This window comes from Stenotrophomonas sp. YIM B06876 (assembly GCF_030711595.1).
In the GTDB taxonomy this organism is placed as follows: Bacteria; Pseudomonadota; Gammaproteobacteria; order Xanthomonadales; family Xanthomonadaceae; genus Stenotrophomonas.
Map to the genome: position 1 here is coordinate 1 of NZ_JAUJUJ010000269.1, position 1,124 is coordinate 1,124.

The 1,124-nt window shown below is 65.1% G+C and carries 3 protein-coding genes; all 3 read right to left on the reverse strand.

What is annotated here, in order from left to right; translation table 11 throughout:
* A partial coding sequence (locus QZH66_RS16640) for a patatin-like phospholipase family protein (RefSeq protein ID WP_305806975.1) occupies window positions 1-274 on the reverse strand: 274 nt, incomplete at its 3' end.
* A gap of 7 nt (window positions 275-281) precedes the next feature.
* Entirely contained in the window at window positions 282-737 is a 456-nt protein-coding gene (locus QZH66_RS16645; RefSeq protein ID WP_305806976.1) for a hypothetical protein, read from the reverse strand.
* A 1-nt stretch (window position 738) separates the two neighbouring features.
* Window positions 739-1,124, reverse strand: a 386-nt coding sequence (locus QZH66_RS16650; protein WP_305806977.1) for a hypothetical protein, incomplete at its 5' end; no start/stop codon positions are given.

Here is a 1,124-nt window from a genome sequence, read left to right on the forward strand (position 1 = left end):
AACCCGACGCCTTCAACGCCGCCACGAGCTGCGCGCCGCTGACGCCGCACGACAGCCCCGTGGCCAGGATGCCGCCGATCGATGTGCCGGCAATGAGATCGAAACGCTCGCCGAAAGGAGGGGGCGACTGCCCGGTCTGCGCCGCGCGGATGTCGGCTTCCAGGCGCTCAAGCACCTGCGCCGTAAACAGGCCGCGGTAACCGCCGCCAGACAGGCTCAGGACCTTGACGCGCTGCTTGGGGACGACCGGCTTGCCGGCGGGCAGATTGAACATGGGCGACTCACAGGGCCTGGACCTTGAGCCCCAGAGCAGCCATCTGCTGAAGGTAGAGGTCGCTGATGTCGGTGTAGACCAGATCCATCACCGCCGCCGTGGCGACCAGCAGCCGCACGTCCTGCCCGAGGATTTCAGGCGTGCCGCCCGATTGGCTCTGCAGCGGCTCGTGCAGGCGGTAGAGGTGGTATTTTTCGAGGATCGTCTCGTTGAGGTCGACCGTCTCGGCGCCGGCGGCCACCATGCGGGCCACGACCGCGTCCAGGGATTTGTGCCACTCCTCGCGGCTGATCTCGTCCTTGGCATTCTTGTTGATCACCGAGCGCACGATGGCGACGGCCAAGCGGCTGAGCACGCAATGGGCATCCCCGACCGTTTTGGCCCAGGCCATGGCCCGGGCCGTCTGCAGGCACAGCTCGATCAGCAGGTTCGGACCGATCAGGTGCCGGGATTTGGTCGCCATCTCAGGGGGCCCGCTCGGGCAGCGAGAAAGGATCGTGGGCCGAACCGGCCTGCATCACCAGGCTGGCGTCGAGCCGCTCCTTGGGCGGCGTCAGGGATGCCAAGGTGTCGGCGAGCGAACGCGTCTTGCTGCCAACACCGGCATCCATGATCTCGACCAGCTGGTCCTCGGTGAGCAGCACGTATTTCTTCTTGCCTTGAGAAATCACCTGCACCGCTCCATCGTCGGCGTCTTTGAGAATGCCGGCGTAACTCGCCTTGAAGATCGAAATCGGCGTGGATTTGGGCGCCAGCACCGTCCCCAGGCGTTGGGCCAGGCTATTGACAGCGAGGAAGAAGGCGCCTCCTTTGGGGGGCTCTTCCTGTCTTTGAACAGCGGAGTGCATGA